15 protein-coding genes are annotated in these 15448 nt (G+C 70.1%); 6 read left to right on the forward strand and 9 right to left on the reverse strand.

Translation table 11 applies throughout. The features are described 5' to 3' along the window. Nucleotides 1-55: 55 nt before the first annotated feature. The 4 genes from ACWGIS_RS06580 to ACWGIS_RS06595 all read right to left on the reverse strand — a co-directional run bounded on the left by ACWGIS_RS06580 (nucleotide 56) and on the right by ACWGIS_RS06595 (nucleotide 3541). A complete protein-coding gene (locus ACWGIS_RS06580) occupies nucleotides 56-538 on the reverse strand; it encodes an NUDIX domain-containing protein (RefSeq protein ID WP_453361291.1) in 483 nt (160 codons plus the stop codon). Between the two features lie 114 nt (nucleotides 539-652). Beyond that, nucleotides 653-1558, reverse strand: coding sequence for a LysR family transcriptional regulator (locus ACWGIS_RS06585; RefSeq protein ID WP_453361292.1), 906 nt, complete (start codon nucleotides 1556-1558; stop codon nucleotides 653-655). A 232-nt stretch (nucleotides 1559-1790) separates the two neighbouring features. Beyond that, entirely contained in the window at nucleotides 1791-2936 is a 1146-nt protein-coding gene (locus ACWGIS_RS06590) for a cystathionine gamma-lyase (RefSeq protein WP_453361293.1), read from the reverse strand. A gap of 224 nt (nucleotides 2937-3160) precedes the next feature. Then, on the reverse strand, nucleotides 3161-3541 hold the full coding sequence (locus ACWGIS_RS06595) for a phage holin family protein (protein ID WP_453361294.1): 381 nt from the start codon (nucleotides 3539-3541) through the stop codon (nucleotides 3161-3163). An 80-nt stretch (nucleotides 3542-3621) separates the two neighbouring features. Here ACWGIS_RS06595 and ACWGIS_RS06600 point away from each other — a divergent pair, with 80 nt between their 5' ends. The 4 genes from ACWGIS_RS06600 (at nucleotide 3622) to ACWGIS_RS06615 (ending at nucleotide 5971) form a co-directional block, all read left to right on the forward strand. Next, nucleotides 3622-3939 (forward strand): cupin domain-containing protein, encoded by a 318-nt coding sequence (locus ACWGIS_RS06600; protein WP_121404964.1) that lies wholly within the window; start codon nucleotides 3622-3624, stop codon nucleotides 3937-3939. Nucleotides 3940-4130: 191 nt separating this feature from the next. Next, complete coding sequence (locus tag ACWGIS_RS06605) at nucleotides 4131-4343, forward strand: DUF5326 family protein (protein WP_355782330.1); 213 nt, start codon at nucleotides 4131-4133, stop codon at nucleotides 4341-4343. Between the two features lie 212 nt (nucleotides 4344-4555). After that, nucleotides 4556-5434, forward strand: a complete 879-nt coding sequence (locus tag ACWGIS_RS06610; RefSeq protein ID WP_453361295.1) for a helix-turn-helix domain-containing protein — start codon at nucleotides 4556-4558, stop codon at nucleotides 5432-5434. A gap of 99 nt (nucleotides 5435-5533) precedes the next feature. Continuing rightward, nucleotides 5534-5971: an SsgA family sporulation/cell division regulator gene (locus ACWGIS_RS06615; protein ID WP_355782333.1), complete on the forward strand. Its 438-nt coding sequence runs from the start codon at nucleotides 5534-5536 to the stop codon at nucleotides 5969-5971. 44 nt (nucleotides 5972-6015) lie between these two features. Here the strand turns inward: ACWGIS_RS06615 and ACWGIS_RS06620 are convergent, their stop codons facing one another. Beyond that, a complete protein-coding gene (locus ACWGIS_RS06620) occupies nucleotides 6016-7536 on the reverse strand; it encodes a YibE/F family protein (RefSeq protein WP_453361296.1) in 1521 nt (506 codons plus the stop codon). Between the two features lie 220 nt (nucleotides 7537-7756). Between ACWGIS_RS06620 and thiC the strand changes: the two genes are divergently transcribed. Next, a complete protein-coding gene (gene thiC, locus ACWGIS_RS06625) occupies nucleotides 7757-9559 on the forward strand; it encodes a phosphomethylpyrimidine synthase ThiC (RefSeq protein ID WP_453361297.1) in 1803 nt (600 codons plus the stop codon). Between the two features lie 120 nt (nucleotides 9560-9679). Here the strand turns inward: thiC and ACWGIS_RS06630 are convergent, their stop codons facing one another. The 3 genes from ACWGIS_RS06630 to ACWGIS_RS06640 form a co-directional block, all read right to left on the reverse strand. Next, a complete protein-coding gene (locus tag ACWGIS_RS06630) occupies nucleotides 9680-10546 on the reverse strand; it encodes a hypothetical protein (protein WP_453361298.1) in 867 nt (288 codons plus the stop codon). A 181-nt stretch (nucleotides 10547-10727) separates the two neighbouring features. Continuing rightward, complete coding sequence (locus ACWGIS_RS06635) at nucleotides 10728-11813, reverse strand: metallophosphoesterase (protein ID WP_453361430.1); 1086 nt, start codon at nucleotides 11811-11813, stop codon at nucleotides 10728-10730. Between the two features lie 194 nt (nucleotides 11814-12007). Beyond that, on the reverse strand, nucleotides 12008-13120 hold the full coding sequence (locus tag ACWGIS_RS06640; protein ID WP_355782344.1) for a LacI family DNA-binding transcriptional regulator: 1113 nt from the start codon (nucleotides 13118-13120) through the stop codon (nucleotides 12008-12010). Between the two features lie 421 nt (nucleotides 13121-13541). On the opposite strand from ACWGIS_RS06640, the gene hisC reads away from it, so the two are divergent. After that, entirely contained in the window at nucleotides 13542-14621 is a 1080-nt protein-coding gene (hisC, locus tag ACWGIS_RS06645; RefSeq protein WP_453361299.1) for a histidinol-phosphate transaminase, read from the forward strand. Between the two features lie 154 nt (nucleotides 14622-14775). On the opposite strand, the gene ACWGIS_RS06650 is transcribed toward hisC, so the two are convergent. Then, nucleotides 14776-15213, reverse strand: coding sequence for a cyclophilin-like fold protein (locus ACWGIS_RS06650; protein WP_453361300.1), 438 nt, complete (start codon nucleotides 15211-15213; stop codon nucleotides 14776-14778). Nucleotides 15214-15448 lie beyond the last annotated feature (235 nt).

Genomic DNA, 15448 nt, shown 5'->3' on the forward strand with positions numbered 1-15448 from the left:
CCGGCGAGGCGGGCAGCTGATCCGGCGAGGCGGGAAGCGGTGGGCTGTACCGGCGTCAGCCGAGGTCGGGGGCGTGCATCGCGCGTACGCCCTCGATGTTGCCGTCGAGATAGTGCCGCAGGGAGAGCGGGACCAGGTGGACGGAGGCGATACCGACCCGGGTGAAGGGGATCCACACGATCTCGTACTCACCGCACGGCTCGTCCATCTCGGGTCCATGACGCTGGGCGAGGTCCATGGATTCGAGGTGGCAGACGAAGAAGTGCTGCACCTTCACGCCGGTCGCGCCGCCGTCCTCCCCGATGTGCTCGACCGTGTCGACGAAGCAGGGGACCACGTCGGAGATCTTGGCGCCGAGTTCCTCGTGGAGTTCGCGGTGGAGGGCGTCGACGACGGTCGTGTCCTCGGGCTCGACGCCACCGCCCGGGGTGACCCAGTAGGGATCGACGCCGGGCTTGGTCCGCTTGATGAGGATCAGGTCGTCGCCATCGAGCAGGATGGCGCGGGCGGTGCGCTTGACCACGGGTCGAACGGTCATGGGAGAAATGTGGCCCGGCTGGTTCCACGTGAAACATCGCGAGGCCGCCAAGACGTCAGAAGGGTCCTCAGCGCCGACCGCGCCACCGGGCAGGACCGAGGCGGGAAGGGAAGCTCAGGTCCATTCCCCCGCCGCGTGCAGCAGCCACTCGTAGGCCCGTGCGATGTGAGGCATGGCCAGCGTTCCGGTGCGCACCACGAGGAAGTAGGTACGCAGCGGTGGCACCGCCGGGTCGTGCAGGGCCACGACGTCTCCGGCGTCCAGCGCCTCGGCGCACAGATAGCGCGGAAGCACCGCGAGACCGGCTCCGGCGGCGACGCAGGCGAGGACGGCGCGCAGATCGGGCACGACGACGGTGCCCGAGGCGGCGGGCCGCGAGTCGAAGACGGAGGTCCAGTACCGGGAGACGAGTGGCAGCGACTCGTGCACCTCGACCACGGGAAGGGCTTCGAGGGCGTGGGAGCCCTTGCAGCGAAGCTCTCCGGGGCCGATCCGGGCGGCCCAGCGCGGGGCGGCCACCAGGACGTGCTCCTCGTCGCAGAGCGCAGTCGCGGTGAGCAGGGCGCCCCGGGGACGGGCCGTCGTGATGGCCAGATCATGATGTCCGGCGGCGAGCCCCTCCAGCGTCTCCTCCGCGTTCCCGAAGGAGGCGCGCAGCGCCAGGCCCCGGCCGTCGTCACCGGTGAGCTCCGTGAGGGCGGGCAGCGCCCGTTCCGCGGTGAACTCCGGAGGTCCCGCCAGATGCAGAGTCCGTGAGGGGGCGTCCTCGTCCAGGCCGGTCGCGGTGATCTCCACCAGGGCGTCCAGATGCGGGGCGGCCTTGTGGGCGAGCTCGTCGCCGATGGTCGTGGGTGTCACCCCGCGGGCCTGGCGCAGGAAGAGAGGCCGGCCGAGCTGGCGTTCCAGCGTGCGGATCTGAGAGGTCACGGCGGGCTGCGAGAGGCCCAGCAGGGCGGCGGCACGCGTGAAGGAGCCGGCCCGGTGCACGGTCACGAAGGTGCGCAGAAGGGCCAGATCCACGCTGCCCCTCCCCTCCCAGTGCCCCCGAGCGAACCCCAACTATAAATAAGTCGATAGGTCTCTGTCGCTACCGTGATTGGACACTGACACAGAGTCAACTAGCCTTGTGCGCGCGGGTCTTCGCGCGGAGAACCGCGACGGTCCGAGCCATGAGGGGGGAGGCTCGGACCGTCTTCGTGCGGGCGGACACCGACCGGCGGAGCCGGTGGACGGGCCGGAGATCAGGCGGCCGTCACTCCGCCGACTCGTCGAGCGCCCGCAGCACGTCCGCCACGAGGTCCTGCGGGTCCTCGGCGCCGGCCGAGAAGCGGATGAAGCCTTCCGGCACCGCGTCCCCGCCCCACCGGCCGCGCCGCTCGGCCGTGGACCTGACCCCGCCGAAGCTGGTCGCGTCGTCCACCAGCCGCAGCGCGTCGAGGAAACGCTCGGCACGCGCGCGCGTGGGCAGCGTGAAGGAGACCACGCATCCGAAGCGCCGCATCTGCTGGGACGCGACCTTGTGCGAGGGGTCGTGGGGCAGCCCGGGGTAGCGCAGACCGCTCACCTCGGGACGGTCGCGCAGCGCCTCGGCGATCAGGAGGGCGTTGGCGTTCTGCCGGTCGGCCCGCAGCTGGAGAGTGGCGAGCGAGCGGTGCGCGAGCCAGGCCTCCATGGGGCCCGGAATCGCCCCCACGATCTTGCGCCAGCGGCGCACGGGGACCATCAGTTCCGCGGTACGCCCGCTCACGTAGCCGAGCAGGACGTCGCCGTGTCCGGTGAGCATCTTGGTGCCGCTGGCCACGGAGAAGTCGGCGCCCAGTTCGAGCGGGCGCTGGCCGAGCGGGGTCGCCAGCGTGTTGTCGACGGCGACCAGGGTGCCCTGCGCGTGGGCGGCCGCGACGAGCCGCCGGACGTCGCACACGTCGAGGCCCGGGTTGGACGGGGTCTCGATCCACAGCAGCTTCGCCCCGTCGAGCACGTCGAGCTGGGCGTCGCCCGCGGTCGGGGCGGTGCGCACCTCGATGCCGTAGGCGGTCAGCTGCTCGCGTACCAGCGGCAGCACCTGGTAGCCGTCGTCCGGCAGGACCACGACGTCGCCGGCGCGCAGCTGGGAGAACAGGACGGCCGAGATGGCGGCCATCCCGGAGGGGAAGGCGAGCGTGGTGACCCCGCCCTCCGTGGGCGATTCGAGTTCGCCGATGGCCCGCTCCAGGAGCGTCCAGGTCGGGTTCTCGTCCCGGCCGTAGGTGTACGGGCCCGTGGGGTCGCCCGGCAGATGGAAGTGCGCCGCGAAGACGGGACCCGGGAGGGTCGGCTCGTACTTGACGGGTTCGGGCAGTCCGGCCCGTACCGCGCGCGTGCCGTCACCGGTCTCCGTACCGAATTCCCCGGATGTCATGCTGCCCGTCCCTTCACATGCTGGTGGATCGCGGCGAGCGGACCAGCGCCCGCCGCGATCCACCTTCTCAGGACACCCGCCGAAGCCGTCCACACGTCCGCAATACGGATTGAAGGCGTCCGGATCGGCGCCGCCCCGGGACCGTGGCGCCCGCCCTCGAAGACCGCGGCGCCCGCCCCGGGGGCCGCCACGGCGGTGCGATGCGGCGCGCCCCGCGCGGACGCTCAGTCGTCGCTGTCGGGCAGGACGACGTTCAGCGCCCAGGACACCACCGAGATGATCAGTCCGCCCAGCACGGCCGTCCAGAAGCCCTCGACGTGGAAACTCAGGTCGAGCTTGTCGGCCAGCCACGAGGTCAGCAGCAGCATCAGGGCGTTGACCACCAGGGTGATCAGGCCCAGGGTGAGGATGAACAGAGGGAAGGTCAGCACCTTCACGACCGGCTTGACCAGGAAGTTCACCAGGCCGAAGACCAGCGCGACGACTACCAGCGTGCCGACCTTCCTGCCCGTGCTGTCGCCGGTCAGAGTGATCTTGTCGAGCAGCCACACGGCGACGGCCAGGGCTCCCGCGTTGGCGATCGTCTTGACTACGAAATTCTTCATGTGTCTGATCGTGGCAGAGAGATCGATTCAGGACTACGGCCGTGATCACGGCCGGCTGCGCACGGGAGCGGACGAGGTCGATGAAGGCATTCCGGCTGGACGAACTGGAGGCGGAACGCGCCGCCAACGACGGTGCCTACCTGCAGTTCCTGCGTGAACGGAACATGTCGGCAGGGCTGTACGCACTCGACGCGGGCGAGCTGGACCCGCAGAAGCCCCACCAGCAGGACGAGGTGTACTTCGTCGTCAGCGGCCGGGCCTCGATCACCGTCGGCCTGGAGACGACCCAGGTGGGGCGGGGCAGCGTCGTCTACGTGCCCGCGGGCGTCGCCCACAAGTTCCACCACATCACCGAGGACCTGCGGGTCCTGGTGGTCTTCTCTCCGCCCGAGAGCTGAGCCGCGCCTCAGGGTTCCCTAGGGGACCGGTCAGGGGGAGACAAGGGGTGCCGGGCCCCCGGCGGCCCCCTCCCCGGCCCTAGCATCGAAGCAGGACGTCAAAGATCCGGACGGCAGGTGCCGGAGGTCCGATATCCCGGAAAGCACAGTCCCGGACCCGGGGCGACGGGCGAAGAGGTGAGGACGGGGCGATGCGAGAGATCTTCAACGGTATGCCGTGGTGGGTGAAGTGGGTCGCGGTGCCGGTCATCGCCCTGGTCGTCTTCGGCAGCGTGATAGTCAGCGTCGTCAGCGTGGTGATCTGGCTGCTCTTCAAGGTGCTGGTCTTCGTCGCGCTGGTCGGCGGACTGATCTACGTCGTACGGAAGTTCATGTCGAGCTCCTCGTCGCGCAGCGACTGGTGACACCGAAGCGGGTCCTTCCGGCGGGTAACGGGCAACGGGGAACAGGAAGCTGAGGTTCCCTCGCCCGGGGGAAGTTTCCCGCGGGGGCGGCCGGCGGGCGGCGGCGGGCGGTTAAAGTCCGGAATCGACGCGGGGCAGACCCCCGCGGGCGGCGCACCCTCCTCCCGTGTTCCCCCGCACGGGCGGCCCTCCTCGCGCTCCGGGAGTGACCTTTGGCCACGGTTGACACCGCACCCGCAGAATCAGCCGCTCCACCCGTCCAGCGATCGAACGTACCGGCGGGGACGCGCGTCCCGCCCGTGCAGCCGCGCACGTCGCCCACCGAGGCGGCGCCCCCGGAGCCGCACACGACCCTCATCGGCTCCGTCCAGCGGGCGATGCGGCTGCTGGAGGCCGTGGCGGCACGTGAGAGCGGCGCTCCCGCGAAACAACTCGCGCGTGAAGCCGGACTCGCCCTGCCGACGGCCTACCACCTGCTCCGCACGCTGGTGCACGAGGGCTATCTGCACCGGGAGAAGGGATTGTTCTTCCTCGGTGAGGCGGCCGAGCGGCTGAGCAGCAGCGGAGCGCAGCAGAAACGTCGCAGCACGGTCAACGACGCGCTCGCCCAGTGGAGCGAGACGCTCGGCGTGCCCATCTACTACGCGATCTACCGCGACGGTGAGATCGAGGTGGTGTCCGTCGCCGACACCCCGGGCAGCCCGGCGGTGGAGGAGTGGGCGGACTTCCGGGAGACCGGCCACGCCCACGCGATCGGCCAGTGCCTGCTCTCCCAGCTGGACGAGGAGGCACGCCGGGACCACCTCGACCGCTACCCGGTGCAGTCCATCACTCCGAACACGGTGCGTGACGAACACACGCTGCTGCGCCGCCTGGAAAAGGCGGGGCGGATGGAACCGATCGCGGAACGGCAGGAGTACGCCCTCGGGACGGTGTGCGCCGCGCTGCCCATCACGGCGGGGGCAACTGCCGCCACTGTGGCCATTTCTCTGCCCTTCCATCAGGTGGAGCGACTGCTTCCAGTGGCCCGTCAGCTGCAGGCCGAGATCGGCCGGATGCTGGGAACGTTGACGATCTCTATCAGCATCTGAAAACTCACTCCTTGTGATCTGCCGTGTACGTTGAGCAAGATGCCAGCAGTGTCAGGAGGATGATTCCTGGCCAGTCGACGGCAAATGACGGGGTTGACGATGCGCGAGTCGGTGCAGGCAGAAGTGATGATGAGCTTCCTCGTTTCGGAGGAGCTCTCCTTCCGCATTCCGGTGGAACTCCGTTATGAGACCAGTGATCCTTTCGCCGTGCGTTTGACCTTCCACCTGCCCGGTGACGCGCCGGTGACGTGGGCGTTCGGCCGGGAGCTGCTGATCGACGGGGTGGGCCGACCGTGCGGTGACGGGGACGTGCACATCACCCCGGCGGACCCGGAGGCGTTCGGCGAGGTGCTGATCCGGCTTCAGGTGGGGTGCGATCACGCGCTGTTCCGTTCCGGGACGGCACCGCTCGTGGCGTTCCTCGACCGGACGGACAAGCTGGTGCCGCTGGGTCAGGAGCGTTCCCTCGCGGACTTCGACACCCACCTCGACGAGGCGCTGGACCGAATCCTGGCCGAGGAGCAGAGCGCGGGCTGATCCGCTCGACCGTCTGTCCGAGTGGCGTAACGCTTCCTCTCCGTTCAGTGCTTGCGCCGACGGCCCTTCCCGCCGCGGGCCGGGACCCTGAGGCGCGGAGCGGCGGCGCCCGCGGGTGCCGGAGCGCCCGAGGAGTCCTTGCGGTCCGCCGAGACCACCAGGGCCGCCAGCGCGGTGGTCACGGGCACGGAAGCGACCAGGCCGATCGAGCCGACCAGGGTGCGCACGATCTCCTCGGCGACCAGTTCGCTGTTGGCGACCGTCCCGACGCTGCTCTGGGCGATGGAGAACAGCAGCAGGAGAGGCAGGGCCGCGCCCGCGTACGCCAGCACCAGGGTGTTGACGACGGAGGCGATGTGGTCCCGGCCGATCCTGATCCCCGCCCGGTACAAGCCCCGCCAGCCCATCGTCGGGTCGGCCTGGTGCAGTTCCCAGACGGCGGAGGTCTGGGTGACCGTCACGTCGTCGAGCACGCCGAGCGAGCCGATGATGACGCCCGCGAGCAGCAGGCCGCTCATGTCGATGGACGGATAGAGGCCGTGGATCAGGCCGGTGTTGTCGTCCACGTTGCCGGTCAGCGCGGCCCAGTCGATGAACCCGGAGCCGAGCACACCGATCAGCAGCAGGGACAGCAGCGTGCCCACGACCGCGACCGAGGTCCGGGCGGAGAGACCGTGGCACATGTAGAGGGCGATCAGCATGATCGCGCTCGCCCCGACGACCGCCACGAGCAGCGGATTCGAGCCCTGCAGGATCGCGGGCAGGATGAAGAACGTCAGGATGAGGAAGCTCACGGCCAGCGCGACCAGCGCCATGACGCCGCGCAGCCGGCCCACCACCACGACGGCCAGCGCGAAGATCCCGGCGAGGAGTGCCATGGGGAGCTTCCGGTTCACGTCGGTGACGGAGTACTGGAGGTTCTCGGGTGCGGAGGGTTCGTACGCGACCACGACCTCCTCGCCCTCGTGCAACTGCCGTGACTGGTCGGGCTGGACGATCTCGGTGAAGGTGCGGCCCTTGTCCTTGCCGGTGTCGATCCGGATCGTGGCCTTCTTGCAGTCGCCCGTCGCCTGCTGCTGCGCGGAGGACCCCTCGGCGGTGGACGTGTCACCGGTCGGTGTGTCCCCCGAGGCGTTGACGGACTTGCAGTCCACCTCGTCGACCCGGGTGACCGTGGCGTCCTGGGTCTGCCGGTCGAAGCCGACGCCGGTCCGCTCGTGCGAGGGCGCCCCGCCCGGCCAGAGGACCACCAGACCCACCACGACCGCGGCGGCGAACGGGATCAGGACCGCGGCGATGACCTTGCGGAGATGCTTGGAGACGGGAGCGGCAGGGCCATGGCTGTGCGAGTGACCGTGGTTGTCGCCCGGTCCGTGACCGTGTCCGCCGCCTGATCCGGGGCGGATTCCACCGCCCGGCCCGGGACCGCCGCCTTCGCCCGGTCCACGGCGGGGGCCGTCACCGGGGCCGTGCCCGGGTACGGACCCATGGCCGGAACCGGGGCCCGAACCATGTCCGTGCGGCGGCTCGGAGGGCGGATACGGGGGCTGCTGCATCGTGGTCACCGACCGATCATCGCAAGAACGCAGGGGGCCCTCTGTTCACCGCGCCAGATATGACGCTAGCGTGGAGGCACCTTTGCACACGCGGGAGCTCGGAGCACCGGGCTGAGAGGGCGCTGACCTTCGTCTCAGCGATGTTTCACATGAAACATCGGCAGACGGACATCGCTGCGTCGACCGCTGAACCTGTTACCGGGTAATGCCGGCGTAGGGAGTAGGTCTCATGACCAACAAGGACGTAAGCACGCCTGCCTCCAGCCAGACGGACGGGGCATCCGCCCCGCTCGCGAACGGCGAGGCCGGGAAGTCCATCGGCTGGCACAAGGCGTACGTCGAGGGCTCGCGCCCCGACCTGCGGGTGCCGGTCCGTCAGGTGCACCTCACCAACGGGCAGTCGGTCACGCTGTACGACACCTCGGGCCCGTACACCGATCCGACCGTCGACACCGACGTACGCAGGGGACTGGCGCCGCTGCGCGAGAACTGGATCATCGCGCGCGGCGACACCGAGGAGTACGCGGGCCGGGCCGTGCGTCCCGAGGACGACGGCATCAAGCACACGTCTCCGCGCGGAGGACTGCGCAACCTGGACGCGGTGTTCCCGGGCCGGCCGCGCCAGCCGCGCCGGGGTCGTCCCGGAGAGGCCGTCACGCAACTGGCGTACGCCCGCAGGGGCGAGATCACGCCCGAGATGGAGTTCGTGGCGGTCCGCGAGAACGTCGACCCGGAGGTCGTCCGTGAGGAGATCGCCGCCGGCCGTGCGGTGCTGCCCGCGAACGTCAACCACCCGGAGATCGAGCCGATGATCATCGGCAAGCGGTTCCTGGTGAAGGTGAACGCCAACATCGGCAATTCCGCCGTCACTTCCTCCATCGAGGAGGAGGTGGACAAGATGACCTGGGCCACCCAGTGGGGCGCGGACACGGTCATGGACCTGTCCACCGGACGCAACATCCACACCACGCGCGAGTGGGTCCTGCGCAACTCCCCCGTGCCCATCGGCACCGTGCCGCTCTACCAGGCGCTGGAGAAGGTCGACGGCCGCGCCGAGGAGCTGACCTGGGAGATCTACAAGGACACCGTCATCGAACAGGCGGAGCAGGGCGTGGACTACATGACGGTCCACGCGGGCGTCCGCCTGCCCTACGTGCCGCTCACCGCCAACCGTAAGACGGGCATCGTCTCGCGCGGCGGCTCGATCATGGCCGCCTGGTGCCTGGCACACCACAAGGAGAGCTTCCTCTACGAGAACTTCGAGGAACTGTGCGAGATCCTCGCCTCCTACGACGTCACGTACTCGCTCGGCGACGGGCTGCGGCCCGGGTCGATCGCCGATGCCAACGACGCCGCTCAGTTCGCCGAGTTGAGGACACTCGGGGAACTCAACCGGGTCGCGAAGCGTTTTCACGTACAGACGATGATCGAGGGCCCCGGGCACGTCCCGATGCACAAGATCAAGGAGAACATCGACCTTCAGCAGGAGATCTGCGATGAAGCTCCGTTCTATACGCTCGGCCCGCTGACGACGGACGTCGCCCCGGCGTACGACCACATCACCTCCGGCATCGGCGCCGCGATGATCGCCTGGTGGGGTACGGCGATGCTCTGTTACGTCACGCCCAAGGAGCACCTGGGCCTGCCCAACCGCGACGACGTCAAGACCGGGGTCATCACCTACAAGATCGCCGCTCACGCGGCCGACCTCGCCAAGGGGCACCCGGGCGCGCAGGAATGGGACGACGCGTTGTCCGACGCCCGGTTCGAGTTCCGCTGGGAGGACCAGTTCAACCTGGCTCTCGACCCGGACACGGCACGGGAGTTCCACGACGAGACGCTGCCGGCGGAGCCCGCCAAGACGGCGCACTTCTGCTCGATGTGCGGGCCCAAGTTCTGCTCCATGAAGATCTCGCACGACATCCGCCGTGAGCACGGGGGCTCGGCGTCGGAGATCGAGGAGGGCATGGCACAGAAGTCCAAGGAGTTCGCCGCGGCGGGCAACCGGGTCTACCTGCCTTTGGCGGACTGACGCGGCTGGGCGACCGGGCGGCTGTCCGCAGTTCGGCACTGCGGGCCGGTCGGCCGCCCATCGCGGAAGCGCCGGTGAGTCACCGGCGAGCTTCCGCCGTGGTGGACGTCGGGCCCGGTGTCACTCCGGCTGGTGCTCCGGGCCTCCGAAGTCCGGGCTGGAGAAGTCCGGACTGCTGTAGCTCGGTCGCGGGCCCGCTGCCGGGCCCCCGTCCGGGCTGCTGAACCCCGGTCGCCCGTAGCCCAGATGCGGCATACGGCTGGTCGGCTCCGGGGACTTGTGGGCGACGGCCGTCGTGCCCGAGTCGGCGAGGGCCTCCCGGAGGAACGGCAGGATGCCGCGTTCCAGCAGGGCCTCGCGCCAGGCGTCCCCCGCGAGGGTCACCTCCTCGTTCAGCTCGCCGCCGTCCTCGGCCTGGAGGGAGGAGCCGCCGTCGCGCAGTGCGGTGAGCAGGAGCCCGACCGCGGCGACCAGGATCGCGACGGCCGTGACCGCTCCGAAGACCCATCCGGTGGTCAGGATCGTCCTGGCGAACGCCGGTTCGGGGTCGAGCATCTTCAGGATGTAGCCGACCAGCAGGAATATTGCCGCTGCCGTCCCGGCGAGGACGGGGGCCAGCACCGCGACGACGGCCATGGCGCCGGCTCCGGCCGTCTCGGCGACCTCCCCCATGGTGGTGGCCAGTCCGACCGCGCCCGAACCGGCTTCGGTGGAACCCGATTCCTCACGGACGGGTGGGGCGGACGACACGGGCCGGCGCAGTTCCTCGCGGACCGTCACGTAGTGCTGGTATTCGGCCGCCGCGGCCGCCGTGATGAGGGCCGTGGCGTTCAGTGCCATCGTGCGCAGTTGTTCGGGGTTGAGCCGCTTGCCGACCGCGGCCAGTTCCGGGCGGTGTGGGGCGGAGCGCAGCGCCTCATCGAGGATCCGCTCGTAGTCCTGGCGGTCCTCGTTCAGCAGGTGCTGCGGAACGCTGTTCATGTGCATCCCCCGATGCTCCGTAGGGCTGGTGGCTCGCACGCTGACGAGCCGTCGGGCAGAAACGGAGGGGAGCCTGCTACGGATAAGCCGATGGTAGAGCTGCGAGGGCACACGATGACAGAGGGTTTCCGGAAATTGCCCTCTGACCGGCGGGGTCCTTCGCGGTGGACGCCTGCCCGCCCGGCACTCAGCCGCCCAGGGGGAGTTGCTGGACCAGGAGCTTTCCGGCCATGGTCACTCCGCCGTCCATCGCGATGGCCAGTCCGTCGGCGTAGACGTGCGGTCCCTCTACCGTGGGGCCCGCGCTGTCCTCGCCGTCCTCCGAGCCGACTTCGCCCAGCAGGTACGGGATGGGGCTGTGACCGTGGACGATGCGCGCACCGCCGTAGGTGTCGAGGAGGGAGCGCACCGCCTCGGCGCCGCCGTCGTCACGGAAGGCGAAGCGCTTGGTGAACTTGCGGAACAGGTCCCAGCACTCGTCGGCGTCGTTGCGGGTGAGGGTCTCGCGGACGGTGTCGTTGACTGCCTCGATGGAGTCGCCGTAGTCGAGATAGGCGGTGGTGTCGGAGTGCACGAGGAGGTGCCCGTCGGAGATCTCCATGGCGTCCAGGCGGGCCATCCACTGCAGATGGTGGTCCTGGAGGCGGTCCATGTCGCTCTTCTGGCCGCCGTTGAGGAGCCAGGCGGCCTGGAAGGTGGCCGTCCCCGCACCGGAGTTGACGGGAGTGTCGCCGAACCGCTTGGCGCCGAGCAGCAGCAGCTCGTGGTTGCCCATGAGCGCCTTGCAGTAACCGCCGACGGCGGCCGCCTCGGCGGACAGCCGCATCACGAGGTCGATGACGCCGATGCCGTCCGGGCCGCGGTCGGTGAAGTCGCCGAGGAACCACAGCCGGGAGGTGCCGGCGCACCAGTTGCCCCCGGCGTCGACGAGCCCCTGCGCCTGGAGTGCCGCGACGAGCTGGTCCAGGTAGCCGTGCACGTCGCCGACGACGTACAGCGGGCCGGGTCCTTCGGCGGGCTGAGGGGCGGGCGCGGCGGCCGGGTCGACAGGGACCTGGAGCGTGTCCCCCCGGTTGATGACGGGCAGATCGCGCTGGGTCGGCGTGTACTCCGCCGCGTCCGGGGCGGGCGGCGCGCCCTCCTCGGGGGGCGAGCTCTGCGCGTACGGACCGGTCTCGTGGACGTACGCGGGAACCCGGAAGTCGCGCAGTGTCGCCGTGCGCACCACCTCGGGTCCCTGACCGGCCCCCTGAGTCATCGACCCCTCCACCACCATCGCGCCGCATCTGCACCGCTTCGGACTGCCTGGTCGCAGCGGCCCGCGGTGTCGTCCGCCCATCATAGGAATGCGGATCGCGCCATGTGATGACCCAGGGGTGGTGAATCGGAGCAAGACCTCGTTTCACCGCGGCTTTCGCCCCAATTGGGTGGTGCTTCCCACTCGGCGCCGGTCCCGCCACCTGTGACTCAGCCCTCCTCCGGGGACCGCGGCGGGCTGACCGTCGTGCGCGGCGGACGTCGCTCGGAGGACGTGCGCACGATCAGTTCCGTCGGTATCACCTGTTCGACCGGCTGGTCCGATTCCAGGCCCTCGATGGCGTCGATGAGGAGCTGGACGACGGCCGTGCCGATCCGTCGGGGCTTCAGGGAGAGCGTCGTGATGGGCGGCTCCGTGCTGGCGTAGACGGTGGACTCGCTGCAGCACACGAGCAGGAGGTCGTCCGGTACGCGCAGGCCGTAGCGGCGGGCCGCGGCCAGCAGGTCGGTGCCGTTCGGGTCGAAGAGGCCGTAGACGGCGTCGGGACGGTCGGGCCGGGCGAGCAGCCGGTCGGCGGCGACGGCTCCCGCGCACGGGTCGTGCGCGGGGTAGGCCTCGTACACCGGGTCCTGGCCGACCCGTTCGCACCAGCGCAGGTACGCGCTGGTGGAGAGGTGGGTGTAGGTGTCCGTGGTGGTGCCCGTGAGGAGGCCGATCCGGCGGGCGCCGGCGTCGGCCAGGTGGTCGAGGATGCCGAGGACGGCCGCCTCGTGGTCGTTGTCGACCCACGCGGTCACCGGGAGGGAGCCGGCCGGGCGGCCGTCGGAGACGACCGGTAAGCCCTGGCGGACCAGCTCGCTGACCACCGGGTCGTGGTCGGAGGGGTCGATGACCACGGTGCCGTCGAGAGCGACGTTCGACCACACGTCGTGGCGGGAGGTGGCGGGCAGGATGACCAGGGCGTAGCCCCGGGCGAGGGCCGCGGAGGTGGCGGCTCTGGCCATCTCGGCGAAGTAGGCGAACTCGGTGAAGGTGAAAGGTTCATCCCCGTACGTCGTCACGGTCAGGCCGATGAGGCCCGACTTTCCGGTACGGAGGGTTCGGGCCGCCGCGGACGGGCGATAACCCAGTCGGTCGGCGACCTCACGGACATGGCGTCGGGTGGCGTCCGGCAGCCGGCCCTTCCCGTTGAGGGCGTCGGAGACGGTCGTGATGGAGACTCCGGCGGCGGCGGCCACGTCTCTGATGCCCGCCCGGCCCGGCCGACCGCCTCGGCGGGGAGTGTCCGCCCGGCTCACCTGGTGCTTCCCTGCTGCTGTCATGGCGAGCCGATAGTAGGGCTCATGCGGTGGGGTAGTGCGGACGCATATGCACTCGTTGACAGGCACGTTTCTGCATGATCCACAAGCGTCAACTGCCTTGGATTTACAGGCGTTTGAACGATGCAATGGCAGGACGTGACGTGTCGGCACGCACAAGCCTGCCAAGTGGGCCATGTTTCGAAGAGGTCTCAACTCACCTTCACGGGGGATGCGCGCCACGGAGTGAGCCACCGGCGCGTGTCGAAGCGGACGATGCGCCCCCTGTTTTGCGCGGCTCGTACACCTTCGGGCGGGGATGACCTCGCGGATGCGGGCGGCTGTCCACAGCCCCATTCGCAGCGGGGCCGAATCCTCATAAGGTGAGAAGCATTGGATGCCGGTGGCGGGTCATGAGCCGGTGGTGGTCGCGAGGAGGACTGCGGTGAGCGAGACGAGCCCCAAGCTGCGTGCCGAGCTGGAGGGTATCCCCACCTACAAGCCCGGCAAGGCCGCCGCGGCCGACGGCCCGGTGGCGTACAAGCTGTCGTCGAACGAGAACCCGTATCCGCCGCTGCCCGGCGTGATGGAGAGCGTGACGGCGGCGGCCGGTTCCTTCAACCGCTACCCGGACATGGCCTGCACGGGTCTGATGGAAGAGCTGTCGAACCGCTTCGGGGTGCCGCTCTCCCACCTGGCCACGGGCACCGGCTCGGTCGGGGTCGCCCAGCAGCTGCTCCAGGCGACGAGTGGACCGGGCGACGAGGTCGTCTACGCCTGGCGGTCCTTCGAGGCGTACCCGATCATCACGCAGATCAGCGGCGCCACCTCGGTGCGGGTGCCGCTGACCTCGGGTGACGTGCACGACCTGGACGCCATGGCGGACGCGATCACCGACCGGACGCGGCTGATCTTCGTCTGCAACCCCAACAACCCGACGGGCACCGTGGTGCGCCGGGCGGAGCTGGAGCGGTTCCTGGACCGGGTGCCGAGCGACGTGCTGGTGGTCCTCGACGAGGCGTACCGGGAGTTCATCCGCGATCCCGAGGTCCCGGACGGCGTCGAGATCTACCGGCAGCGGCCCAACGTGTGCGTGCTGCGCACCTTCTCCAAGGCGTACGGCCTGGCGGGTCTGCGGGTCGGCTTCGCGATCGCCCACGAGCCCGTGGCCGCCGCGCTGCGCAAGACGGCGGTGCCGTTCGGCGTGAGCCAGCTGGCCCAGGAGGCCGCCATCGCCTCGCTGCGTGCCGAGGACGAGCTGATCGGCCGGGTCGGCGCCCTGGTGTGCGAGCGCCAGCGGGTGGTGGAGACGCTGCGCGGTCAGGGCTGGACGGTGCCCGAGACGCAGGCCAACTTCGTGTGGCTGCGGCTGGGGGAGCGCACGCTCGACTTCGCCGCCGCCTGCGAGCAGGCCGGTGTCGTCGTACGGCCGTTCGTCGGCGAGGGCATGCGGGCGACGATCGGCGAGGCCGAGGCGAACGACATCTTCCTGAAGGTGGCGGAAGGGTTCCGCAGGGAGCTGTAGGGCCGGCGGGGCCGATGCTCTCCCGGCCGTCGGTGCGGGGCAACCGCCCGCCCGACGGGGGCCGGGTCGGCCGGTCAGTGGGCGGGCCCCCCTGGTGAGGCCGGGCGTCCTGGGTCATCCCCAGGTGCAGGCGGCCTCGAAGGGCTCACACGCTTCACCCGGTGGTCCTCGTCGAGTCCGGCGGGGACCACCGGCCGTCCACGAGCTCGACGCGCACGGGGTCGCCGTCCCGGACGGTCGCGAGGACCCGCGGGTCGCCCTCGACGCGGCCGAGAAGGTTGCACGGGCTCGCGAGCCGGCATGCGCCCTCGAACTCGTCCGGGGGCAGCCCGTAGCCCTGGGAGATCGGCGTGGGCCCGTAGGGGAGGGCGAGGGCGTCGCCGTCGGTCCAGAAGGCGACCGTGCCCGGGGGGACGACCTGGCGGGCGTCGCCCTCGACGGCGACCGCGACCCCGGTGTCGAAGTAGACCTCCTCGCCCCAGGTGCGGGCACTGGAGACGAGCGGCAGCGCCCGGACGAGGGTCCGGGCGGTCGGGGTGTCGTCGAGGGCCGCGGTGAGATGTCCCGCCGGCCAGGAGATCCGTATCTGCATGCGCGAATTCAACAATATGTTGAAGGGCCTGCCAAGGGTCCCGACCAGCGTCTTCGCGCCAGAGGCCGACCGGCCCGCACTTAGGGACCCCCGCCGCTCACGCTTCGAACGGGCATGCGTCATAATTGCTTGTGAATGTGAACGCGTTCACAAGCGTGTCCCGTTTGCTCCGCGATGTGCGTGACAAAGCGGGCAAGCGGCCGCCGTGCCACGGCGGTGACGTAAGGAGACTGAC

This window comes from Streptomyces sp. NPDC054842 (assembly GCF_053611025.1).